Consider the following 23,443-nt stretch of genomic DNA (forward strand, 5'->3'; position numbering starts at 1 on the left):
CCACCCACCACCACCACACCCTCCCCACCACCATCACCACCCACTTCACCCAATACACCGAACTCCACACCCCCACCACCATCACCACCACCACCACCCCAAACACACACCCCAGCACTGGCAGCACCAGCGACACCGGCCACAGCAACAGGAACGACGCTGGGCACAACAACAACCACAACAACAGCCACAACAACGGAAGCAACAACACCCGACCCGACAACGACACCAACCGCAACGACACCCGCCAACCCCACACCCGCACCACCCACATCACCGCCCACCAAAACAACACCCCCACCTTCCACGCCACCATCACCACCCCCACCAACTAACCCCCCACCCGCCACACCCACCCGCCAGGCGACACGACACCATCAACCCGGCACCCGGCGCCCCCCACCACACCCAGGCCCCACCCCCAACACCCAACGCAAGCCCCCAACCCCCCACACACAGCAACCCACCCCGACACCACACAGCCCCCCCACCCCACGACACGGACCCGCACGGCTGAACAAGAAACCCTCGACAGACGAGGAGCCCTGGAACTGTTAACAAAATGATTCACAAGGCATCGTCGAGTCCTGAGGGTGCGCAGCAGCCAGGTGCGGGGATGCTGTCGTGTCGGACGCGATCGACGCAGTGGACTGGGGTGCCATACCGGGCCATCCCGACTGGTATGAACCGGCTCGTGCCTCCCGCAGTCTGCGCTCGCAGGCGGATGCGGCGAATCCGGTGGAGGCGGCCGAGGCAAGCCCGCTGCTCGACAGCGGCGGAATCGTCCATGGCCACAGTGCTGCGGTATTCCCGGCGGCCGCGGTCGCGGCCCCTCTGCTCCTGGACATCACTCAGCACGGTCACCCAGCGGCGCGGAACGCCGCGTTGGAGCTGGTCGATGAGGCCCCGTCGTCCTATCCCCACGACGAGTACACACGGATGACAACGTCCTACGGCCCAGCAGTCCCGATCTGCTGCGCCATCGCCCACCAGCCGCGAGCTCCCGCAGCCTTCCTCGTTGAACTGGGCAAGCAGAGCAAGGCACTGCTTGCCCATACGACCAAGCACTGGTGTTTCGAAATCCGAGAGTGCGTCGCCGACAGCAACGACACAGCAGCCTCCGGGGCTCTGCCCGGCTGTTTCCCGGGCGGCGTGCATGCGGTGGAACTGCACGACGGCGGTGAGACAGCCGTACTGGACGACGCTGCCCTCAAATACCCACCCACAGACGGCTCTTCTCAAGCATGCTCGCAGGTGACGGGACGACACCCGGGCGAACTACCGCCCGGCGCCGCCCTGTTCCCGGCAGAGTGCGGCGAACGCCTGCACTGACCAGCCCCTACAGTTCAGGACCATACGGTGCAGGAGCCGCCTGCCCTCGTGGAGTAACTGATCGTTTCAAAATGAGGTTCGGAGGCAGCGGAGGCATATGAGGCTGCAGGCCAGTTCGAGCAGGCCCTGATGGAGATCGGCGCGCCGTACGTAGCGAGTGCGGAGTCGTTTGAACTGGTGAAGCCAGGCGAAGGTGCGCTCGACCGCCCAACGCACCTTGCCCAGTGCAGAGTCATGGGCCACGCCGCGCCGGGCGATCAGCGGCTTGATGCCGCGCTTCCTAAGCTTCTTCTTTATCTACCAAGATCTTCCGGGCTTGCCGATGACCTGGAGGGTCTCGGGGCGTTTGACGGTCTTGCCGACGTCGTAGCAGGGTGCCCGGTGTTTGTTCTTGACGCCGGGTGGCCGTCCGGGGCCGGCGCCTCGAGGTTTGCGAACACGGGTCGGACAGGCCAGGTGAGCGCGGATGTTTCTGAACCCTCGCCGGACCCGCGCGGGGGTGAGCCGGCCGGAGGCAGCTGGCTTATCCCAGGGTCGGCGGAGGTCCTTGGCGAGGGCCGGGCAAGCCGGAGCTGGGTGTGAGCGACGATCAGGATCCAGGTCCAGCGGTCCGCCGCCTCGGGACTACGGAGTTTCGGGGGTCCAGCCTAGGGTCTGCTTCGCGAAGCGGAAGGTGTGCTCCAGATCGAAGCGGCGGAGAAATGCCTGCCAGAAGCGGTCCACGTCGTCCGGGGTGGCGCCCGTCTTGGAGGACCATAACCACACCGGCGGGGCATCCCGGTCCTTCGACAGATGCTCGACCTTCAATCGGATCAACGTCCCCTCTACCACAGGCAGTTCACCGTCATGGTCGAGCCAGGAGGAGCGGTGGGTGAGCCGGGGGGGGTGGACCCGGTCCCATGCCTGGGTCTCGGCCTTGCCGTAGTTGTCGGTGTCCGTGACCGTGGTGATCGTCGGCTCGGGCCAGGTCTCCGGCTTGGCGAAGCGGAATTCCGGGCCGTGCTTGGGCGGCCGGCCGTTGACGCCGTGCATCCTCGGTGGTTTCGGCAGACGCATCACGCGGTCGGAGCGGACCCGGCCGACCAGCTCGACCGGCAGGTCGCGGAGGACCCAGGCCAGGCGGGTGACGTCGTAGCCAGCGTCGCTGACGATCACGATATGCGGGTCCCCTGTCTGCCACTGGCCGGCGGCGATGAGTCGTTCGACGACACCCCTCAGCTGGGCTGCGGCGATCGCGGTCGCGTCGTCCGCGGGGCCAAGCCGCACCGCGTCCAGGATCGCGGTCCAGGGGACGTGGCACCCGGCTCCAGCACGGCCACGAAGGAGTAGGGCCAGCCCGGAATGAACTGCGACGCCGTCTTCGCGCGACCATAGACGTGGCAGAACAGCCGCTCCGCCGAGCACGGCGCGTCCGAGCGAAGCCACGGCGACACATCGACCGCCAGGACCAGGCGCCCGCCGTCGAAACGCGGCAGCGACAGCCCGGCCAGCACCGACCGCAACTGGTCGACGTCGATCCAGCCGTGGTTCAAGCCGCCGTACATCGCTCCGTGCCCACGAAGATGCTCGGGCAACAGCGTCAAATCCACCGGGGACTTCACCGCACCGTCCGCACACAGCACCGCGCCCATCAACTCGAACAATTCGTCGCGCCGAGCGGTCAGGCATGCGTAGAACTCGCCCCGGAAGCGTGATGCCTCCGCGAACGCTTCCCTCCGGACATCATCAGGCAGCAGACTCACCCTCACGGCCTTCGTCGTGGTCACGTGCACCTTGGTCGGAGCACAGAATCAGGCGAAGGCCGCTCCCCCGTCCGGCGAATACCCAGGTGAGCGAATCCGTTCGAGATGCCATTCGAGACCGTGGCACCATGTACGGCATGACGACGAACCGAAAGGTCCATGCCGCGTAGGCGGCCAGGACGGATCCGTGCCGGCGCCGCTGGCAGCCACCGGACAACGGGTGCACGGCCGGTCATCGACGGCCTGTCTTCGCGTGCGCTGTCCGAGATCATCGAACTCGAGCGCACCCGAAACTATCTACAGCCGGGCGACGTCAGCACGGCTCTGCGCCTGTGGAAGGGCTACGTCCACCAGCCTGAGCGTGCTCTGTGGCACGACTACGAGTGGGGCAACGTGCACTGGTACTGCTGCGGCGCCCCTCTCGAAGCCCGAGCTCTCCTCGACATCGTGATGCAGGCTGTATCGCCACGAAGCGCCCGCGAACTTCGAAAGATCGTCAGCCGGTCAGACGCCGTCTGGAACCTTCCCTCCCCGCCCTACGCCGCGGACGGTAGATAAAGAACAAGCTAAGAGGTCGTTTTCTCCCGTTGTTTCATCCCTGGATGCGGCTTTGGTCCGGTGGTGTCGGGTTGCGCCAGGAGACGGTTGCCTCGCCGGTGAGGCGGCGGTGGCCGCAGCCTTCCCGCAGCTGGTCCACCCACAAGATCACGGTCTATGATGACGCTCCTTGAAGATTCAGATAGTACCATCACGGGTCGCTTGAGTAGGTCAGAACGTGTCCTAAATGGGCTCTAGCCTGCGGTTTATGCATAACTACGAGGACGGCGTCGAGATCCTTGTCCCCGCGAGCCCGGCCGAGCTGGAGGCGTGGCTCGACGAGCATCACGGGGAGCGGACCGCGCTCTGGGTGAAGATTGCCAAGAAGCATACCGGCATCCCGTCGCTCACCTGGGAAGAGATGGTCGACACGGTGCTCTGCTTCGGCTGGATCGACGGTCTGCGGCGCGGCTTCGACGACACGTACTTCCTGCAGCGCACGACACCACGCCGCCCCCGCTCGCCCTGGTCGCAGGTGAACGTCGGCAAGGCCGAGACCCTGATCGCGGCAGGCCGGATGCGCCCCCGCGGCCTCGCCGAGGCCGAGGCGGCGCGGGCGGACGGCCGCTGGGAGGCGGCATACCCCTCGCAGAAGAACGCCACCGCACCGCCGGATCTCGTCGAGGCGCTCGACGCGAACCCGGCCGCGCGGGCGTTCTACGAGACACTCGGCAAGTCCGACCAGTTCGCCCTGCACCTCCGCCTGGTCACCGCCCGCACCGAGAAGACCCGGCTGGCCCGCCTGGAGCGGATGGTGGCGACGATGGCGAGGTCCGAGTGGCCATCATGATTAACCGGTACGCATCGCCTGTCCGGGCATCGCCACCGCCTGCGAGCTGGCCCGCGTCTTCACCGGCCTGGTCCGCGGCCGGCGAGGGCATCTCCTCGCCGACTAGGTCCGCGAGGCCGAGACCAACGGCCCCGGGCCCGTGCGGGGCTTCGCCGGATGGCTTGGGCGATTGACGTTGTTCGGTTGGCACTGCATCGGGATCTGCGGAAGATCCGCCAGGACTCCAGGCCTGCGTCGCCTCGTTCCATCGGTACCCGTGCCGCGGCCAGAGCCCGGGGCAGGGTCTTCTCGGTGAGGGCGAGCTCCTCGAGGGGGGCTTGCACCTGATGTCGGTGGTCAACCAAGGGTCCGCCGCCCGGGTAGGCGAGGGCGGCTGGGATGGGGTGTTTGTAAGCATTTCTCTGGGCACCAGCACACCAGCGTCTCGCGGCTCCATAACGTACGAAGTTGATCTGGCTCCACTGGTATGACAAGGCACTTCAGGCCAGAGTCAGGAGGACCTGCGCATCGCATATTGCGGCGTGATCGTATAGGGGATGACTTCGTTCTGGACTGGGAAGCGGGTACGTCTGCGCGGTATCGAGCCCGAGGACTGGACGGCGCTCGTGGGCTTCGCCGTCGATGAGCGGTCAGGAGACCTGCTGCATCCGCCTCGGTCTGCCGAGGCCACGGGCGTCAGGGCCTCCAGGCCGCCGCCAATTTAAGTGCATCCGACTCAGCCGATGAGCAGCGGGGCCGGGCAGGGTGATCCTGTCCGGCCCCGCTGTCGTCGGTCAATCGCGGGAAGCGGCGTCGCAGACCGGATCGCCGAAGCACTCGGCATACCGAACCCGGCCGCGTACGGCGAGCGTCACCGCGTTCGTGGTCCGCCGACTCATCGCGCGCAGCCTGCTGACCGAACTCAAGCGAAAGCCGGTGAACCTCGTACTCAGTCAGAGCGTCTCGTTACTTCTTTTCACGCTTGAGGCGCCAGTAGAGCAGGGCAAATGCCACCACCAGCACTATCACTCCGAGGATGACGGTGGCCGCTGCTTCCTGCACCGCCGAAGTAACCCAGTGCGGTGTATCCGAGGTCAACCCCCAGGCCTGTTTTGCCCCCTATGCCGGCAAGCTTTGTCGCGGCTCCCGACGCCACCCGTCCCTAGTCCAGGACCAGCTCGAACCGTGGGGAGTCACCTCGCCGTCTGGCCGCGATCGGGACTGTCCAATCAACGGTGTAACTGGGGCTGGTTGAGGTTAGAAGTCGTATCTCAACCGATCTTGGAACGTGTGGATCGAACAGAGTTCCTGAAACGTGATCTTCCGGCGGTACGCGCATGAAGCCAGGGCGAGCGCCCGTTTGTGGTCGTTGCGAGGTGAGGTGAGGGGCTGCGAGTTCAAGTCGGGGCTAGCCTGACGGTCCCTGCTCGCTCGATGGTGAGGAGAGTAAGTGCCCATTCTGATCAACGCTGTTGATGTCCGCCCGCGCGTGTACTACAGGACCATCCGGATCGGCCCCATCCTCTTCGAACAAACGCCGGCGGAGGACGACACTGTTCAGATCCCCGGGGAAGGCTGGAGCCTTATCTCCAGCGACAATGATTTTTACCCCTTGGTGCGTTTGGAGGTGTGGGACGGGCCCGCTCCCCAGCCATCAGGCTCTTGGGATTATGAACGGGCTTTCCATTCTCCGATGGCAGATCGCCTCGCGGGGGTCGACTTGGGTGGCGTCTGCTACGGCGAAATCCCGCTGTGGCCTGGACGTTATCACCTGCGTTTGCTGTGCCGGGGGCGAGATCATGTTGAGACTTTGCTGGCTCTTGATCCGTTCCCTCCTGAGGAGCCGCATGAGGATCCCCTTGAGGTGTGGGTTGTTCAGATTTGGCCTAGTGCAGCCGCCAGCGCCGAGCTCGCGTTCCAGTCCTCGGATCACGCGGACGGCGGCCTTACTGTCGACAGCGCACGAGCCGTGCATCCCCATCGACAGGACTCGTGGTCCAAGGCCCGGAAGCCCCTGGGCCGGAACATCTTGGCGCAATCGCCATACCCGGTGCAGAAGTCGACGAGGCGGTGCTTGCGGATGCGCCAGCAGGTGACGAGCCGGTCCCAGGCCCGGTGCCGTCGGCAAGTTTCGCGGCCTTGGCCTGCGAGTAGAACGGGCGAACGCATGGAGTAAGAAGGCATCCGTGACCGAACCGATCCGAACCGCCAGCCAGCACGCGTTCATCGCCCTCGCGCCGCCCGACCACGCGAAGAACGAGCTGGCGCGGGCGCTGAGCCCGGCCTACGCCGCCCACCCCCACCTGCGCTGGAATCGCATCGAGGACTGGCACATCACCCTGGCGTTTCTCGGCGAGCTGCCGGTACCGGCCGTCCAGCGGCTTCGTTCACCACTCGCCGACCTGGCGTCCACCCGCCCCTCTCTCGAACTGGCACTGGTAGATGGCGGACACTTCGACGAACGAGTGTTGTGGACCGGCATCGAGGGCGATCTCGACCAACTGCACGAGCTGGCCGAAGCAGTACAGGCACGGGTCAGAGACTGCGACGTCGCCTTCGCCGAGCATCCGCTCCGTCCCCACCTCACGCTGGCCCGCGCTCGCCGCCGCGACAACGCGTCCGTAACGGCGGCGGCCGCCTGCCTCAACGGCTTCGCCGGACGCCCTTGGCAGACCGAACACCTCCACCTGGTCGGCAGCACACTAAGAGGGCACTCGGGCCCGCGGCGCTATCAGGACATCGACGCATGGATCCTCCTCACAGGGCCGAGGCATCCCGACCGGAAACCGCTGCGGGCTGCAGAGCGTGAAAACCAGGACGGTTCGGGCCCGGATTAATGCCCACTCGACCTCACGCGCCTTGAACCCGCTCAGACGGTCACCCCGCCTGGTCAGGAGGCGGTCCAGCACTTGCTCCTCTGGCTACAGATGCACGCCTCGGGCAACCAGCCGCGTACGACGGCCGCCGTCGACTTGCGCTCTGGGCAAGATTCGTTTGAAGACGGCCCCTGTTCAACGAGAGAGGGCCATGCTGCGCCCTTACGCCGTGATCTCCTTCTCTCGTGCGGCCCGGGGGGGGTCGGCGCGTGGAGTTTCACGGGTGCTGTCACCAATCCGCACCCGACCCCGTCGTACTGAGTGGCTGGCTCCGTCCTGACCATCGCGCTGGGAGGAATCCTGACGGTCTTCGCGCTCTGGTGGCGATCCTTCGCCCAGGACGCCCCTCGCCGCCTGAGAGCCCAGTCCACGGCCATGCTGTGGGGCTACGGGCTCTACGTGATGTTCGCTCCGTGGCCGCGGTGGGGGCATCCCTGGCCGTCAATGTCGCCCGTGCTACCGGCCATGCGCCCTCACCGACGTCCGGCGCGTCCGGCAAACCACATCCGGTAGCCGTGATCCTCGTCTCGGACCGGCGCTCCGCGCATCCGGTCAGGTATCGGGTAGAGAAAGCCCGGAGGACGGGCCCGCCGGGGCCCGGGGTGCAAGCACGTCGGAGGTGAAGGTGAGCGTCAAGACCCGCACATCGACACCCGCTGCTGAGGATGCAGGAGAGGAACATGCAGCGCAGCGGAAAGAACTACAGGACGAGAATGCGCAGCTCCAGCAGGCGGTGCGCTCGCATGCCGTGGTGGACCAGGCCATCGGCGTCGTGATCGTTCTGGGACGGCTGACACCGGAGCAGGGCTGGGACGTCCTGCGCAAGACCTCGCAGCGCACCAACACCAAACTGCGGACCGTCTCGGAACTCATCGTCCAGTGGGCCCGGACCGGACAGCTGCCTACCGACATCAGCAAAGAACTGGATCAGCAGCTCGCACACGTGCAGCACCCCCACAGGCAGGAATGAGCTCGAGTCTGCCGGGGTGCTGGTCGTTGACGAGGTAGCGCGCCCTCGATATCCCTCCCCCGAGGCGGCTGTGCAGTCTCCGAGACCCGGCTTCCCAAGGCCGGGCCCTCACTCCAAGGCCGATCTTCCGTCGGCCACCAGAACTCCGCCGACACTGGCGTGCCACCGCCACTGAATCCAGCGCCGCCGCGGACCGCGGGTATCGCAGGACTGGGGTAGTGAGGCGCGGCAGGTGAATGCGCCCCCTTGGATGTGCGGACAGGGCGCGCCTGCGGTGGGAGGCTGGAGGGTGTCCGGCCGCCGCGCGGATACGGCGGCGGCCGGAGAGCGCGAGGGACCGAAGTTCCCCCGGATCGGACCTCGCGTGAGGAGCTCTCCCGGCGGTGCGAGGCAGCGGGAGTTGCCTCGCTGGGCGCGCCCGGAGAGCCAAGGCTGGAGCTGCGCTGTCGGCGGCGCGGCTCCAGCCGGCTCGCAGTTGGTCCAGGCTCGGGGACTCGGAGCCTGCGGCGCGGACCGTAGCCCATGCAACCTTCCTTCAGCGTAGAAGAAGGCCGCAGTGATCGGAAGCCAGGAGTGGTTGTTCTCATACGCGGATACGTGGCCGGGAAGGCCGCCGTCGTGCGCCGGGCGGGCGCCAGGAGGTGACACACCGCCATGAGCTGAAGACGATGTTCTTACGCGGGGCGGGAAACCTCCTCTTGACAGGCGTCCGAGCCGGATGGCCACTGCTGCCTCGGCCAGGCGTGGTACTCGACGCACCGTCCGTTCGCCCACACCACGGAGCGAACGCCACCCGTACGGGTGGAGCAGCAAATGCGTGGACGTTTCTGCATCTTCTGCATTCCTATGATTGTTGGACGTTGCCCCAGACCTCGGTGACGGTCCGACGATCGCGAACCCCCGGCTCCCTGGGGGTCTCACGCCAGGAACCGGCATCGACATACAGGATGCGACCCCAGCCCCAGCGCAACACCGTCCGGCACCGCAAGAGCTACCGGCTGCGAGCCGGCACGCGCGCAGCTACCTCGTCGACAACATCACCGTGACCGAGCTGAGCGGCATCATCGACCTGAGTAACGTGGGTGAAATCCAGGCCCATACCTACGCAGCCACCGCCCCGCACGGCGCCCAGGTGATCATCGACCTGCGGCCGGTGGAATTTTTCGACTGCGCCCTCTTGGGTCTCCTGTGCCGGGCACACCGCAGAACTCTGGAACGAGGCGGCCATCTGGCACTGGTCTGTGTCCGGCCCTGGCACCTGCACGTCTTCAAAGCCGCTGGAGTCGGCAAGCTCTTCGAAACCTTCGCCACTGTCCGGGATGCCGGCTCCAAGCAGCAGAACGCCCCAGCACAGTCAGCATCACCGCTCCGGCCGCCGCGGTGATGCAGTGATGTCCTCGGTCTCCTCCCGCGAAGACCGAGAACCCCGCCCACAGCCAGGCCCGCACCTCAGAGACCGCAGCGGCCGGAACGCTCGTGCGCCAAGCACCTGCCCTGCCGCACCGCTTCGACGATCTCCGCTATTGCTCTGCACTGTTCTTCGGAAAGTGAAGCGTTCACCCCGGAACCTGCCGAGTTCCTCTCCCAGCGCCATCCCGCCCTGCGAGTGGCCCCCTTGCGTGGTCCGTCGGATGTCGGACCCGCGCCTCATGCTGGTCGCGACTACATGTTCCGGATGTGTTCGAGCGCGGTGTTGAGGAGCTTGCTCACCTGGTGGAGGGTGGTGGCGGTGGCGGTGGCCAGGTAGGCGGGGTGCTGGGCGAGCGGGGTGAGAACGGCGTGGCCCTTCTCGGGGTCGTCGCCGATGAGAAGTGTGGGCTGGTCGGTGGAGAGGTGGGGGTCCACGACCAGGAGCTGGCCGGCGGCGCGGTGTCCGCCCAGCACGGCGGGGCCGTCCCAGGCCGGTGACGTCCCGCCGTAGGCGGTGTGCTGGTCCAGGACGGGGCGGCCGCCGCGGTACACGGTGAGGCGGGTGGTGAGGTGGCCCGGGGGTTCGGCCGTGCGGCCGAGGAGTTGCTCCTCGCGCAGCAGGAGGGCGGCGGCGGTCGCGAGGTGGACCGTGCAGGTCTGGTGGAGCGTGCTGCCCGAGGCGCTGATCAGGGGCTGGGGCAGCCAGGTCAACATGGCGTGGTCGGCGACGGTGAGGCGGACGTCGTAGGTGGCGGGTGTCGTGGTGGCGCCGGGCAGCGCGATGGTGGCGGTCGGCGTGGTCACCTCCAGCCTGGCGTGTTCCTCGGCGGTGATGTCGAGGGCGAGCCGGTCCCCGCCGAGCGGCGCGCACATGGAGCTGATCACGCTGACCCGGGCCCACCCGTTGTGGGGTTGCGTCTGGTGCAGGTGGAAGGGGCCGCTGTTACGCATGAGCGGCACGGTCGTGGTGGAGCCGTCGCGGGCGGCCCTGATGACGGCGGTGGCCCGGACCCCGGAATGTTCGGGGTCCGTTGGGTGCACTTGTCCGGCCCCGCGCTTTTCGCCTGTCTGACCGCTGTCCGCCTCGCCATCTGGGGCGCGCGGTGCTGTGGTGGGCGGCGGGCTCGGGTGTGGTGCGGTGGCTGTCATACGGCGACCTCGGTGCGCCAGGCGGTGAGGCATCCGTTGACCCAGGCGGTTACGGGCTGGATGCCGTCGTCCGAGGCGAGGCTGGTGAAGACGACGGGGAGGCTTCCGCGCTGCCGGCTGGCGTCGGCGGCCATGGTGTCCAGGTCCGCGCCGACATAGGGGGCGAGGTCGGTCTTGTTGATGACGAGGAGGTCGGCGGTGGTGATGCCGGGGCCGCCCTTGCGGGGGATGTCGTCACCGCTGGAGACGTCGATGACGAACACCTGGTGGTCGATGAGGCCCTTGGAGAAGGTGGCGGTGAGGTTGTCGCCGCCGGACTCGATGAGGATCAGATCCAGCGGGAGCAGCGCCTCCTCCAGCTGTTCGACGGCTTCGAGGTTGGCGGAGATGTCGTCGCGGATCGCGGTGTGCGGGCAGGCGCCGGTCTCGACGGCGGTGATGCGCTCCGGCGGCAGCACGGCTTCGCGGAGCAGGAACTCGGCGTCCTCGCGGGTGTAGATGTCGTTGGTGACGACCGCGATGGACAGCCGGTCGCGTAGGGCGCGGCACAGTGCGGCGACGGTGGCGGTCTTGCCGGATCCGACGGGCCCGCCGAGGCCGATGCGCAGGGCGCGGCGGCTTCTGTCGGGGCGCTGTGCGTCGGCGCTGGGCGTGTGGTGGTGGGGCAGCATCGTGTCGAGGTCGAGGTGCATGGCGTTCTCCGAACGGTGTGGGGGGTCAGGAGGCGAAGAGCCGCATGGACCAGGCGGCGTGCTGTTCGCCGGTGATGTCAAGGAGCGGTGACGAGGCGGCGGGCAAACCTGCGACACCGTCGGTGGCGAGCCGTGTTGCCGCTTCGGCGGCGGCGTGGGCGACGTCGTCGAGTTCGCGGGCGAGCCGGGCGAGGAGGGCGGTCGCGTCGAACGGGTTGAGGCTCAGCAGCCGCACCGCCGCCGTCGCAGGGCCGCCGATGCTCTCGTAGGCGGCGCACTGGGCGGCGTCGAGCGGAGTCAGGCCGGCGGCGCGGGCGGTGACGCCCAGGACCACGGGCTGGTGGGCGCCCTGCGGCAGGCGGTGGGCGATCTGGTCGAGCTCGGGGCAGGGCCAGGCGGCCCGGGCCGCGCGCAGCATCTGCCGGCCGAGCTTGCGGGCGACGTGGCGCAGTGCCGGTACGGGGGTGCGGGCGTCGGCGGCCTCATCCAGCTCCATCGGGTCGTAACCGGTGGCGGCTGCGGCGGCAAGTCCGGCCGCGGTCAGCCCGGCGGTGTGCAGGCGGCCCCGGCAGAACGCCTCCAGGCTCGCGGCGTCGTGGACACCGTGCGAGGCGACCGCGGCCTCCACACCGCCGGAGTGGGCGTGCCCACCGGCGGGGAAACGGCCGTCGGCCAGGACGAGCAGAGCGGCATGGCTCATGGGAACGGTGGCTTGCCTTTCACAGGTCCGGAGCTCAGGAAAAGGGATACTTCCCGAGCCGACGGTCCGGTGGCGGGGGGCCGCCGGACCGACGTCGCGCTCAGAAGAGGAAGTACCGCTGCGCCATGGGCAGTTCGGTCTCGTAGAGCTCCGGATCTCTCTGCGGATGTTCCTTGTCGAACATCAGCTTGTCGTCGGGCTCGCCACCGTCGTCGTCACCGTCCGCAACGGCCTTCTTCAGCACAGTGCGGGCATCAGTGGTCGTGCCCCTGTTCGCTCCCGGTTCTCCTGTGCCGGGCTCTGTACCCGTGCCCGTGCCCTCGCCCTCGCCGATGGTGACCTGGAATGTCTCGGGGCCGATCTCGATCTCCGGCGACTCACCGTTGAGCTCCATGCTCCGCTTGGTCACGTCACGAGTGGATTTAGTCTTTTTCACCCCCTTGGTCAGGTTGTACTTCGCCTTGATGCCGACCGCCTCGGGCACCACGAAATTGAAGGAGTTACCTCCCGGGGCCCGGCCGCACGCCCCCCACACCGGGCGGGGCAGGTACGGCTGCGGTGTTGGGATCGACGCGTTGGCGTCGCCGACCTGCGCGTAGGCGATCTGTCCGCCCTTGATGATCATGTGCGGCTTGACGCCGAAGAACTTCGGCTCCCACAGCACCAGATCCGCGACCTTGGACGTACCGAGGGGCCCGGTTGTCTCGACGGATCCGACATGCTCATCGATGCCATGGGCGATGGCCGGGTTGATCGTGTACTTGGCGATGTAGCGCCTGATGCGGTAATTGTCATGCCTGTCGGTGTCCTCCGGCAGGTGGCCGCGGCGCTTCTTCATGACGTGCGCGGTCTGCCAGGTCCGCATGATCATCTCGCCGATACGCCCCATGGCCTGCGAGTCGGAGGACATCATCGAGATGGCACCGGTGTCGTGCAGCCAGTCCTCGGCGGCCATGGTGGAGGGCCGGATACGCGAGTCGGCGTATGACTTGTCCGCGGGGACCTCAAGGTTGAGGTGATGGCAGATAACCATCATGTACATGTGCTCGGCGACCGTGTTGACCGTCAGGGGCCGGGTCGGGTTGGTCGACGCGGGCAGGACACTTTCGTAGCCCTTGCCGACCAGCTTCATGATGTCCGGTGCGTGGCCGCCGCCGGCGCCTTCGACGTGGAAGACGTGAATGCCTCGGGGCTTGTCGGTGGCGGGGTCCTTGGTGGCGTTGAAGGTGTCCTCGACGAACCCGGACTCGTTCATCGAGTCGGCGTGCAGGGCGACTTGGGCGTGGTAGGTGTCACAGATCTCCAGCGCCTTGTCGATGGCCGCGGGGGTGGCTCCCCAGTCCTCGTGGACCTTGAGGCCGATGGCGCCGGCCTTGATCTGGGCCTCCAGCGCCTCGTGGGAGATCGTGCCGCCCTTGCCGAACAGGCCGATGTTGACCGGGTAGGCGTCCAGGGCCTCGAACGTCCGCCGGAGGTGCCACTCGCCAGGCGTCACGGTGGTGGCCCGGCTGCCTTCCGCGGGGCCGGTGCCGCCGCCGATGAGCGTGGTCACTCCCGAAGCGAGTGCCTCGTGGATCTGCCCGGGGCCGATGAAGTGCACGTGGGTGTCGATGCCGCCCGCGGTCAGGACCCGCCCGTTGCCGGAGATCACCTCGGTTTCCGGCCCCACCACGAAGTGCGAGGCACGCCCGCCCCGGTTCTCCTCGGCCGCATAGGGCTTCGGTGTCATCGTTTCCGGGTTGTAAGCCTGCCCGATCGCCTTGATCTCGCCGTCTCGAAGGCCGACGTCGGCCTTCACCACACCCCAGTAGTCGATGATCAGCGCACCGGTGATCACTGTGTCCACTGGATTGTGTGTCTTGTCGCTCCTGGGGAAATGCGACTGGCCCATCGACTCCCGGATGACCTTGCCGCCGCCGAAAAGCATCTCGTTGCCGCTACGGCCCGGTCCCCCGCACCAGTCCTCTTCGATCTCGACGATGAGATTCGTGTCGGCGAGTCTGACCCGGTCGCCCTTCGTCGGGCCGTACAGCGTCGCGTAGTCCTGCCGCCACAGCGGCACCGGAGGGCGCACGGTGAAGCTGAGCTCGCGCGGTGTCGACTTCACCACACCACTCGTCTGACCGGAGCTGCCACTCATGGAGCCACCGTCCACTCACTCGAATCCTTGACTCGAAGGCCCTTGACCAACTGGGCTCCCTTGATGGGCACCACCCACACTCTGCACACGTGCTCGGGCTCGATCCGCTCCGAGGTACCGGCCGCAATGTGCAGCCGCTTCCCCTTCACGTCGGCCGGGTCGGTGCACTCCTCGTCCTTGAAGAACTTGAGGCACGCATTGACGTCGCCCAGGTGGAAGTGGGAGCCGACCTGGATAGGCCGCTTCGCGGTGTTCTTCGCCCACAGCGGCCCCTCCCCCAGGGAGTCGGCGTGATCGTCCGCGTTGAACGTCACCGCGTGCTGACCGTCGTCCGCGAGGAGTTCGTACTTGCCCGGGTAGACCTCCGCGTCAGGGTCCGCCTTGCCGAGCGGGTCCGGGATGGTCACCAGCTTCGTGCCGTCCTTGAACGTCGCTTCGACCTGCACGTCGCGGATCATCTCCCGCACGCCGTCCATGACCTCGAGGTCCGTCAAGTCGACGCCGCGGGTCTTGCTGGGGATCTTGAGCGACTTCGCCACATCGCTCAGCTTGGTATCCATGAGCTCGGCGACCGTCTTCGTGTCGTGGCGGGCCTCCTCCAGCACATAGGCCGCCAACAGCGCCATGACCTCCGGGTAGTTCAGTGCGAGATCAGGCTGGCGCCTGAGTCGCCGTCCGGCCAGATCCGCCGCGACACGGATCATGAGCCGCTCCTGCTCATGGGGCGTCAGATGCATGCGGGTTCTCCTTCCTGTGGTTCGGCGTGACGTGCCCGGCAAATCGCCCAAGGAGAACCCGGTGCGGACGCCACTTATGCGGTCAACGACCCAGGCAGGAATAGAAACGGAAGCAGTACGTCCATTCATGCTTTCGGATGTAACTTGATCAGCGAGCCTCCACCGTCACACCCCCCATCGAGTAGTACGGGCAACGGCGCCTGCTACGCCACATGACCGTTGGCCGGCCCGCAATCGCTGGCTGGTCCGAGTCGCTGGGCGACGGCCATGACGGAAGTATCCCGACGGCGTCCATCCGCTGGACCGACTCCGACGGCGTGCCGCGCGCAGCCGGCGTCTCGTACGACAAGGCCAGCGCCGACGACCGGAGGACGTGACTGACCGCGGAGAAGTGCCGCGACATCGAGATCGTGCCGGTCAAGCCCGGGGAACGGCTCAAGCCTGCGAGCTGACAGCCGCATAGCCCCCGTGGGGAGCTGGGAGGAGCGGCGGGCACCGTACACGGCGACGCAACGGGGCTCGAGCGGTCTCCGTCCGGGGCCGTCAGGAAGACCGCACCACCACCATGCACCCCTTCCGGCCACTGCCATTGATCACGGCCGGAAATAGGGCCGCTCCTGTGGAGTTGGCCGCACGACCCGGCCCGGTTCGCGCCCTGTCCGCCGTGCCTGCTGCGAACCTATCGTGGATGGCGGGCGGTTGGGGGCGTCGGCGTGCGGGACACACGGCTGGTGCAGACGGCGGTGATCGGGACGAGCCCTCGGACGTGCCCGTCGTCCTGCCGACCGAGGCCATCCAACTGGACGCCCTCCGCCGCGTGCACGGCCACGACACGTTCTGGTGCGGGCTCCTGCTCGGCGGCTGCGGCGCGCAGCTCGCGCACGAGCTGTACGTCGACCGCGTCCGTTCCCTGTCAAGTGCAGCGTGTCGAGCTCTTCACTGGTGGTCTGTAACGACCTGCCGGTCGAGCTTTTGCACGTCGACGGCTGCCGCACGATCTTGCTGGGATCCATGGGAGAGGTGACGCAGAGGTCGCGCGGGGCTCGGCAGCGGGTGCGTGACTCTGGTCGGTGAGGCCGCTTACCTGTTCGGCTCCGCATTGTCCCTGCAAGACGCCGAGAACTGCGTCGGATTGACCGCCACAGGCGCTGACGATCAGTGGTCCGCGGAGTTTGTGCTCGAGGGGCGTCGTACCTTGCCCGCTGATCTGCTGGAGTTGTGGGTGGCATGCTCAGGCGGTCGCGATGTTGGTCGCGGTCTCCTTGCGGATGGCGGGGGCGACTTCGGTGGCGAGGAGTTCGACGGAGTCGTTGACCATCCCGTGGGGCATTCCGCCGAAGTCGATCTGTCCCATAAACCGGTCGGTGCCGAGGAGTTCGCGTTCGGTGAGGATCTTGTCGATGACTTCCTGTGGGCTGCCGGTCATCAGCGCGCCCAGAGGGCCGGCGACGGCTTCGAACTGGTCGGAGTCGATGAGCCAGCCCCGGCCACCCGGGGTTTTGGGCCGCAGGTACTCGCGGTAGTACGGGTAGAGGTCCTTGCGGGCAGCCTGGGAGGTCTTGCCGACGTAGAAGTGGCTGGTGACGCCGAGGCGGAGCGCGTCGGGGGTGTGTCCGGCGGCCCGGCCGGCGGCGCGGTAGTGCTCGGTGAGGGGGCGGGCTCGGCGGATGTCGCCGCCGATGAGTCCGAGGACCATGGGCAGGCCGAGGCGTGCGGCTCGTTCGGCGCTGGAGGGGGTGCCGCCGACGCCGAGCCAGAGCGGCAGCGTGTCCTGCTGCGGGCGGGGCGGGACGGGCAGGTCGTCGAGTGCGGGGCGGTGGCGGCCGGACCAGGTGACGGGGTCGTCTGCGCGGATGGCGAGGAGCAGGTCGAGTTTCTCGGTGAAGACGTCGTCGTAGTGGGCGGGGTCGATGCCGAAGAGGGTGAAGGCTTCGAGGAAGGCGCTGCGTCCGGCGATGATCTCGGCGCGGCCCTGGCTGAGGTGGTCCAGGGAGGCGAAGTCCTGGTGGAGGCGGACGGGGTCGAGGGTGGACAGGACGGATACGGCGCTGGTGAGGCGGATGTGGGTGGTGGCCTGGGCTATGGCGGCCAGGGGGACGGCGGGGTTGGCGACGGAGAAGTCGGGGCTGTGGTGTTCGCCGAGTCCGAAGACGTCGAGGCCGGCCTGGTCGGCGGCGATGGCGTAGGAGACGATCTCGCGGGTGCGGCGGGCGGGGTCGTGGGGGCGGCCGGTTGCGGGGTCGGTCTGCAGGTCGGACAGGGACAGGATGCCGAGTTCCACGGCGCGCTCCCAATGTGAGGGGGGTGTGGTGCCCGGTGTCGGGCACCACGAGGGGGGATCGGGGTCAGTTGCTGATGGCGGGCATGGCCCGCTGATAGCGGGTGTCGGTGAGCTGGGAGACGAGGAAGGCGGCGATGTCCGCGCGGGTCATCGCGGAGCCGACCTTGTCGTGGCCGAGGAACCCGGATCGGATGCGGCCGGTGGCGGGCTTATTGGTGGGGTTGGAGATGCGGCCGATGGTGTAGTCGAGGTCGGAGCCGGTGACGGCCTGGGTCATGCCCTCCAGTTCCCGCAGGGCGTTGGGGAACATCGCCTTGGCCATGACGGGCAGCACCTTGTGCTTCCAGTGCGGCTTGTCGCGCGGGTCGGCGAGCGAGGGGGTGGCCAGGCCCATGAACCGGGTCACCTTCTGTTCGTCCATGACGGTGACGAGGTTGCGGGTGCCGTCGGCGAGCTGGGTGCCGGCCGCGGACCGCTTGAGTGAGGGGCCGAGCGCGCTGATGACCGCGTCCGCACCGGTGACCGCTTCGGTGAGCGCGGTGCGGTCGGAGAGCTGCCCGGTGATGAGGGTGAGGTCGGGGTGGGTGAGAGGGAGCTTGTCGGGGCTGCGCACGAGGGCGGTGACGTGGTGGCCGGCGTCCAGGAGCTGCTGGACGACGTGGCGGCCGATGCCGCCGGTGGCGCCGAAGACGGTGACACGCATGAGAGGTCGCTTTCCGGGTGGAGGCGGTCAGGAGGTGAGGGGGCGGACGGTGGGGGCCCAGCCCTCGGCGACGAACTTGTGGCCCCACGCCTCGGAGGTGGAGGGGCTGGTCTGGACGAAGTCGTCGGGGAGGAGTTCGCCGCCGGCGCCGAACTCGATGTCGAAGCCGGTGGGTGAGCGCATGTAGAAGGAGATGAGGGTGTCGGACATGTGCCGGCCCAGGGGGACGGTGACGGGGATATCGTCGCGTTCCTGCACCAGGTCCCAGGCGCGGCCGACGTCGTCCAGACGGGTGGACTCGATCGCGATGTGCTGCACGCCCCTCATGCCGGGCACGCCGACGTAGCCCAGGCAGTGGGTGCGCGGGTTGCAGCGGTAGAACTGGGGGCCCGTTACGCGGCCGTCGGGGGTGGTGGCCGTCCAGCCGCCGAACAGTTCCAGGCCGAGTACGTCGGTGGTGAAGGTCTCCAGTTCGGGCGTGATCTCGGGGACGACGAACACGACGTGCCCGACCCCGTCCACGCCGCCGACGAAGGTGCCGGTCATCGGCTTGCCCGGCAGGAACGAGCCCGCGGTGAAGACGGGGGCGTAGAAGATCTCGTGCGGGAACCCGTACGGGTCCTCGAAGCGGGCGAGCCCTTGCACCTGGCGCTCGGCGCACTCCTTGGCCGATCCCGGGCGGGGTGCGTAGCCCTTGGCTTCCAGTTCCGCGACGGCTTCGGTGAAGGCGGCCTTGCCCGCCAGCTCCCAGCCGACGTACGCCAGGCGCTCTTCCTCCCCCGGGTGGATGGACAGGCGGCGGTGACGGTCGTCCATCCGCAGGTGCACGGTGCCGTCATCACCGCGCTCGCCTATCTAAAGGCCCAGAACCTCGGGACCGAAGGTCAGCCACTTCTCGTGGCGAGGGGATTCGAATCCGACGTAGCCCAGAGCGTGGATCTTCACGTGCTGTCTCCTTTGGCGGTATGCGGAGGTAGGGAGAGAGGGGTGCGGGACGGGAGGTCAGAAGCTGTAGGGGCCGAAGCGCCCCCAGGCCACCAGGACGGCCAGGATCAGAAGGACGGCGTTGAAGCCGACCGCCTGCGGCTCCTTGCGGCGGGCGTGGACGACCATGGCCAGGACCATGACGACGGCCAGGCCGGTCGCGGCGAGCGGGGTCAACACCGGGGCGATGCCGGTGGCGGCGGGCAGGATCAGCCCGAGCGCGGCGGCGAACTCCACGATGCCGATGAAGCGGACGGTGCCGGCCGAGTAGTCACTGACCCAGGGAAGCTTCTCGACGAGCTCGGCCTTGGGCTGGGTGGACTTCATGACACCGGCCATCGCGAACATGAGCGCGAGGACGGCCTGCACGATCCACAGGAAGACGTTCACAGCACGAGGTCCTTAAAGGGTGCAAAACAAGTGGAGAGGATGGAGGGCCGGGAGGGCCGCGCACGGCCCTCCCGGAAGACGGCGCTGGGTCAGCCGGTGAAGACGGCCTCGGCGCGGTCGCGGGCCTCGTGCAGCTCCCAGTACAGAGGGGCGATCTGTTCGGGCGCGGCGGTGGGGATGCCCTCGGGGCCGCCATCGCCGATCCACACGCCGATCGCGACGTGGCCGGCGTACACGCCGCTGCCGGTCAGTTCCTTGTTCAGGTTGATGACCCAGTTGCGCAGGGCGGCTGCGGCGGCGTTGACGTTGCCGAGCATCGGGATGGGGTCGACGGAGCCGCCGCCGGTGGTGAACAGCAGCGTGCCCGCGCCGGCCTCGCGCATCGCGGGCAGCACGGTGCGGGCGGCTTCGACGGCGCCGTAGAGGTTGTACTCGATCTGCGGCTGCAGGTTCTCCACGGTCGTCTCGGAGGGAGCGGCGGTGGTGATGCCGGGGCTCGGGGTGTGCGGGGCCGGGGAGTACTCCAGGACGTCGATCGAACCGAAGCGGGCCTTGGCGGCCTCAAGTGCGGCCGTCAGGGACGGCCGGTCCATGACGTCGGCGGCGAAGCCCTGCGCGGTGATGCCCTCGCCCCCGAGCTGCTTGGCCAGGGCGTCGAGCTTGTCCTGGGTGCGGGAGATCAGCGCGACGTCGAAGCCGCGGCTTCCGAAGGTACGGGCGATGGCCAAACCCATTCCGGGGCCGGCTCCGATGATGGCGATGGTGGGCACGAGTCGTCTCTTTCCGTGGTGCGGAAGCGCGGCTGGGAACGGGGTGGGGTCAGGAGCAGGTGACGGCGATCTTGCCGAGCGTGCCTGCGCCGAACGCGGCGAACGCGTCCGCGGCCTGCTCAAGCGGGTAGGTGGCGGTGACCGGGACGCGCAGCGCACCGGAAGCGGCCTTCTCTCCCAGCGTGGTCAGGGTCTGGGCGTTGGCGTCGGCCATGACCCCGTGGACGCTCACGTCCCCTCCGGTGACGGCCTCCTGGGTCAGGCCCACGGTGGAAGCGATCCGGCCGCCCGGCTTGAGCAGCCCGGCGAGCTGCACCCCATCACCGGCCAGGTGCAGCGCCGCGTCCACGCCTTCAGGCGCGAGCGCGCGGACCTGCGCCTCCAGATCACCGGTGAAGTCCACGACCGCCACGTCGGCGTCGGTCAGGGAGGTGACGAAGTCGGCCTCCGCACCGGGGCGGGCGGTGGCGATCACGCGCGCCCCCGAGGCGGCGGCCAGCTGTACGGCGAGCGCGCCGACCCCGCCGGTGGCGCCGGAGACCAGCACCGTCTCGTCCTTGGCATCGCTCACTGCGGTCAGGCTGTCGAAGGCGGCGGCGCCGGCCAGACCCAGCGCGCCCGCGTCCTTGATGTCCAGGCCCGCGGGCACGTGGGTGACGCCGTAGCCGGCGGGCACGGTGACGTACTGGGCGAGCGACCCGGTGCCCAGGAACGGCTTCATGACCACGCCGAAGACCTCGTCGCCGACGGCGAAGCCCTCCACACCCTCACCGAGCGCCTCGACGGTGCCCGCGAAGTCCTTGCCGACCACCAGCGGGAAGCGGTGCTCCATCATCCCCTGCAGGTAACCGGCCGCCGTCGCGGCGTCGAACCCGTTCACCGAGGAGACGGCCACCTTCACCAGCAGCTCACCGGCGTCCGGGCGGGGGGTCTCGACATCGGTCACGGCCGGGGCGGCGGGGACCTCGTTCAGTGCGACAGCACGCATGACATACACCTTCCATAAATGTGGAACGGCCTTCCCGTTTCACACTGCCCAGCGTAACAACACAACCGGGAAGGTTGTTCCACTTCGATATGGTGGAGGGATGACCGACGCCCCAGCCACCGACGAAACCCCTGGCCGCACACCTGAAACGGCCCTGCGCGCCGACGCCGAACGCAACCGCGACCGCATCCTTGCCGCCGCCCGGCACCTGTTCGCCACCGAAGGGCTCGGCGTCTCCATGGCCTCAGTCGCCCGCGAGGCCGGCGTCGGCAAAGCCACCCTCTCGCGCCGCTTTGCCAGCCGCGACGAGCTGATCAACGCCGTCTTCGCCGACCGCATGGACGCCTACGCCGACGCCGTCACCGAAGCGCTCGCCGACCCTGACCCCTGGCACGGCTTCACCGGCTACATCACCGCCGTCTGCGCCATGCAGGCCGCCGACCGCGGCTTCGCCGACGTCCTCACCATGACCTTCCCCGCCGCCAAAGCCCTGGAAGGGCGCCGCGCCGAGGCGTACCACGCTTTCGTCGAACTGATCGCCCGTGCACGGGCCACCGGATACCTGCGGGAGGACTTCGACGACCGGGACCTTCCCATCCTGCTCATGGCCAACGCCGGCGTCGTCAACGCCACCGGCGACGCCGCCCCCGACACCTGGCGCCGCATGGTGGCCCACATGCTCCGCTCATTCGCCACTCCTGACGCACCCCTGCCTCCGATGCCCGCCCCTCCGGCCCCCACCGCCCTCTATCGAGCCATGGTCCGCATTACCCGCCCCAGCTGATTCACCGCTGGCCGCCCGGTGCATCAGCTCGGCACCATCGACGTGGTCTGGTCGGCGCCTCACGCCGAGGCAGTTTCAACCTGAAGACACAGACCTGACAGGAAGTCTCAGCGCTCCGAGCTTCCCGCCGGCGGCTTGTCGAATGGCAGCGTCGGTAGCGCCCTGACCGCGGAACCTGGCTGCGACAGCGCTGCGCGCAGATGCCGGCTCTCCACGGTCAGTTGGCTCACGGCGCGTACGAGGTGTTCGACGTCGGTCCGCAGCTGGGCGAGCTCACGTCCTTGGCGCGGAGTTCCTTCAGTTTGACGATCTGCCGGCGCAGGCGGCGCTCGGAGTCCGGGATCTGTCCGCGCTCCCTGACCTGGGCGTAGAAGGCGTTCTTGAGGTCCGGGTGCCGTTGGGTGAGCGCATTGCGCGGTACGCCGGCTTTTTGGGACAGAGCGACGATCGTCAGCGCGCCGTTCGAGCGCTGTGCGGTTCCCTCGAGAATGCGGTCCATAGCTGCGCGGATGCGAGCCCGTTCATCGGGTGCGGGGCTCATGCGGTGCCTCCCTGCAAAGTGATACGAGCGCGCTGGTGGGCATCGGCGAGGGCGAGGCCCGCACCTTCGTCCGCCGGCAGGACCAACCTCCGCGCCACCCCGCCACGGACCCGCCTCCACCCTCGGCAGGCCCCGCGTCCCCACGTGCACCGGCCAGGAGGACGGCGGCTGCCTGGCCAGACCCGGCACGGATCGCGGGAAGAGCCTGCTCGATCAGCTCGTCCAGGTCTTGATCTGAGCGGCGACCTCCCGCACCGGGAGCCCGTCCCGGGCCGCGCGGGCCAAGGGGAGAACGGTGTCCAGGCCAGGGCTCACCGGCATCCCGCACGCCGACAGGTAGGCTGCGGTCACCGTGGCCGCGAACAGCAGGTTCCGCATCTCCAGGCTTGGGTTTCTCGCCAGCTCGCACAGGAGCGCCGCGGCCTTGTGATGGGGCTCGGGGTAGACCTCGCGATCAAGGATCTCCGCCCGGTGACGTGCTTCCGCGGCGACCGGGACGCCGTAGTCGACGACCTGGGGATCTCCCGGAATCTGCTGCGCCACTGCCAGGATCCACGCGATGTCGATGCGGAGGTTCACGCGGCGTCCCTCGGTGTCGTCTCCGCCGGGGTGTCGGGGAGGCCGGGGTACCGATCCTCGCCGACTTCCGCGTCGAACACGTCCGTGTACGCGGCCAGGAATGATGAGGCGCCGGCCATGAAGGCCGCGCGGGACTGGTTCACGTCGGCCTCGATCAGATCAGCCACGTACCCCTGCAAGCTCAGGCCCCGACGCTTGGCCCGGTCCTCGGCGGCGGCTTTGACGGCGTCGTCCAGGCGGATGTTCGTCTGCTTTCCCATACCCGCACTGTAGCTATGTGCCGGTACCAGCACATAGCAAAAGCAGAGG

Annotated in this window: 22 protein-coding genes and 3 pseudogenes; 8 read left to right on the forward strand and 17 right to left on the reverse strand. The window is 68.1% G+C overall.

Annotated features, from left to right (window positions below):
• The coding region (locus ACIP79_RS38480) for a hypothetical protein (protein ID WP_401231575.1) at positions 1-335 on the forward strand (335 nt) is incomplete at its 5' end.
• Positions 336-624: 289 nt separating this feature from the next.
• Entirely contained in the window at positions 625-1,332 is a 708-nt protein-coding gene (locus ACIP79_RS38485; RefSeq protein WP_401231578.1) for a hypothetical protein, read from the forward strand.
• A 66-nt stretch (positions 1,333-1,398) separates the two neighbouring features.
• Here the strand turns inward: ACIP79_RS38485 and ACIP79_RS38490 are convergent.
• Both ACIP79_RS38490 and ACIP79_RS38495 read right to left on the reverse strand, forming a co-directional pair.
• Positions 1,399-1,626, reverse strand: a pseudogene (locus tag ACIP79_RS38490) (transposase); the annotation flags it as partial.
• Positions 1,627-1,956: 330 nt separating this feature from the next.
• A pseudogene (locus tag ACIP79_RS38495) lies at positions 1,957-2,963 on the reverse strand (transposase).
• A 916-nt stretch (positions 2,964-3,879) separates the two neighbouring features.
• Here ACIP79_RS38495 and ACIP79_RS38500 point away from each other — a divergent pair.
• Positions 3,880-4,461: a YdeI family protein gene (locus tag ACIP79_RS38500; RefSeq protein WP_401231581.1), complete on the forward strand. Its 582-nt coding sequence runs from the start codon at positions 3,880-3,882 to the stop codon at positions 4,459-4,461.
• A gap of 155 nt (positions 4,462-4,616) precedes the next feature.
• On the opposite strand, the pseudogene ACIP79_RS38505 reads toward ACIP79_RS38500, so the two are convergent.
• A pseudogene (locus ACIP79_RS38505) lies at positions 4,617-4,844 on the reverse strand (IS5/IS1182 family transposase); the annotation flags it as partial.
• A 1,782-nt stretch (positions 4,845-6,626) separates the two neighbouring features.
• Between ACIP79_RS38505 and thpR the strand changes: the two are divergent.
• From thpR to ACIP79_RS38520, 3 genes are all read left to right on the forward strand, one after another.
• On the forward strand, positions 6,627-7,277 hold the full coding sequence (gene thpR, locus ACIP79_RS38510) for an RNA 2',3'-cyclic phosphodiesterase (protein WP_401231584.1): 651 nt from the start codon (positions 6,627-6,629) through the stop codon (positions 7,275-7,277).
• Between the two features lie 664 nt (positions 7,278-7,941).
• Positions 7,942-8,286, forward strand: coding sequence for an ANTAR domain-containing protein (locus ACIP79_RS38515; RefSeq protein ID WP_401231587.1), 345 nt, complete (start codon positions 7,942-7,944; stop codon positions 8,284-8,286).
• An 853-nt stretch (positions 8,287-9,139) separates the two neighbouring features.
• Positions 9,140-9,670, forward strand: a complete 531-nt coding sequence (locus ACIP79_RS38520; protein ID WP_401231908.1) for an STAS domain-containing protein — start codon at positions 9,140-9,142, stop codon at positions 9,668-9,670.
• A gap of 278 nt (positions 9,671-9,948) precedes the next feature.
• Here the strand turns inward: ACIP79_RS38520 and ACIP79_RS38525 are convergent, their stop codons facing one another.
• The 5 genes from ACIP79_RS38525 to ureA form a co-directional block, all read right to left on the reverse strand.
• Positions 9,949-10,647, reverse strand: a complete 699-nt coding sequence (locus tag ACIP79_RS38525; RefSeq protein ID WP_401231589.1) for an urease accessory protein UreD — start codon at positions 10,645-10,647, stop codon at positions 9,949-9,951.
• Positions 10,648-10,841: 194 nt separating this feature from the next.
• Complete coding sequence (ureG, locus tag ACIP79_RS38530; protein ID WP_401231592.1) at positions 10,842-11,537, reverse strand: urease accessory protein UreG; 696 nt, start codon at positions 11,535-11,537, stop codon at positions 10,842-10,844.
• Between the two features lie 25 nt (positions 11,538-11,562).
• On the reverse strand, positions 11,563-12,237 hold the full coding sequence (locus ACIP79_RS38535; RefSeq protein ID WP_401231595.1) for an urease accessory protein UreF: 675 nt from the start codon (positions 12,235-12,237) through the stop codon (positions 11,563-11,565).
• Between the two features lie 100 nt (positions 12,238-12,337).
• Complete coding sequence (gene ureC, locus ACIP79_RS38540; protein ID WP_401231597.1) at positions 12,338-14,377, reverse strand: urease subunit alpha; 2,040 nt, start codon at positions 14,375-14,377, stop codon at positions 12,338-12,340.
• The gene (gene ureA / locus ACIP79_RS38545) at positions 14,374-15,114 is read right to left on the reverse strand and encodes an urease subunit gamma (protein ID WP_401231600.1); all 741 of its coding nucleotides are present in this window, start codon (positions 15,112-15,114) and stop codon (positions 14,374-14,376) included. The genes ureC and ureA overlap by 4 nt, the downstream gene beginning before the upstream one ends.
• Positions 15,115-15,326: 212 nt before the next feature.
• Here ureA and ACIP79_RS38550 point away from each other — a divergent pair, with 212 nt between their 5' ends.
• Positions 15,327-15,491, forward strand: coding sequence for a hypothetical protein (locus ACIP79_RS38550; protein WP_401231603.1), 165 nt, complete (start codon positions 15,327-15,329; stop codon positions 15,489-15,491).
• Between the two features lie 854 nt (positions 15,492-16,345).
• Here ACIP79_RS38550 and ACIP79_RS38555 read toward each other — a convergent pair.
• The 6 genes from ACIP79_RS38555 to ACIP79_RS38580 form a co-directional block, all read right to left on the reverse strand.
• Positions 16,346-17,395: an LLM class flavin-dependent oxidoreductase gene (locus ACIP79_RS38555; protein ID WP_401231606.1), complete on the reverse strand. Its 1,050-nt coding sequence runs from the start codon at positions 17,393-17,395 to the stop codon at positions 16,346-16,348.
• Between the two features lie 64 nt (positions 17,396-17,459).
• Positions 17,460-18,098, reverse strand: coding sequence for an NAD(P)-dependent oxidoreductase (locus tag ACIP79_RS38560; protein WP_401231608.1), 639 nt, complete (start codon positions 18,096-18,098; stop codon positions 17,460-17,462).
• A gap of 27 nt (positions 18,099-18,125) precedes the next feature.
• Positions 18,126-18,914, reverse strand: a complete 789-nt coding sequence (locus tag ACIP79_RS38565) for a VOC family protein (protein ID WP_401231611.1) — start codon at positions 18,912-18,914, stop codon at positions 18,126-18,128.
• 186 nt (positions 18,915-19,100) lie between these two features.
• A complete protein-coding gene (locus ACIP79_RS38570) occupies positions 19,101-19,472 on the reverse strand; it encodes a DoxX family protein (protein WP_401231614.1) in 372 nt (123 codons plus the stop codon).
• Between the two features lie 89 nt (positions 19,473-19,561).
• Positions 19,562-20,242, reverse strand: a complete 681-nt coding sequence (locus tag ACIP79_RS38575; protein ID WP_401231617.1) for an SDR family NAD(P)-dependent oxidoreductase — start codon at positions 20,240-20,242, stop codon at positions 19,562-19,564.
• 49 nt (positions 20,243-20,291) lie between these two features.
• A complete protein-coding gene (locus ACIP79_RS38580; RefSeq protein ID WP_401231621.1) occupies positions 20,292-21,230 on the reverse strand; it encodes an NADP-dependent oxidoreductase in 939 nt (312 codons plus the stop codon).
• A gap of 100 nt (positions 21,231-21,330) precedes the next feature.
• On the opposite strand from ACIP79_RS38580, the gene ACIP79_RS38585 reads away from it, so the two are divergent.
• On the forward strand, positions 21,331-22,014 hold the full coding sequence (locus ACIP79_RS38585; protein ID WP_401231624.1) for a TetR/AcrR family transcriptional regulator: 684 nt from the start codon (positions 21,331-21,333) through the stop codon (positions 22,012-22,014).
• 226 nt (positions 22,015-22,240) lie between these two features.
• Here ACIP79_RS38585 and ACIP79_RS38590 read toward each other — a convergent pair whose 3' ends face one another.
• The 3 genes from ACIP79_RS38590 to ACIP79_RS38600 all read right to left on the reverse strand — a co-directional run bounded on the left by ACIP79_RS38590 (position 22,241) and on the right by ACIP79_RS38600 (position 23,394).
• Entirely contained in the window at positions 22,241-22,513 is a 273-nt protein-coding gene (locus ACIP79_RS38590) for a hypothetical protein (RefSeq protein ID WP_401231627.1), read from the reverse strand.
• A 255-nt stretch (positions 22,514-22,768) separates the two neighbouring features.
• A complete protein-coding gene (locus ACIP79_RS38595; protein WP_401231629.1) occupies positions 22,769-23,134 on the reverse strand; it encodes a hypothetical protein in 366 nt (121 codons plus the stop codon).
• Positions 23,131-23,394, reverse strand: a complete 264-nt coding sequence (locus tag ACIP79_RS38600) for a hypothetical protein (RefSeq protein WP_401231632.1) — start codon at positions 23,392-23,394, stop codon at positions 23,131-23,133. Before ACIP79_RS38600 ends, ACIP79_RS38595 begins: the two co-directional genes overlap by 4 nt.
• Positions 23,395-23,443: the final 49 nt, after the last annotated feature.

The sequence above is a fragment of the Streptomyces sp. NPDC088747 genome (genome assembly GCF_044751025.1).
GTDB lineage: Bacteria > Actinomycetota > Actinomycetes > Streptomycetales > Streptomycetaceae > Streptomyces.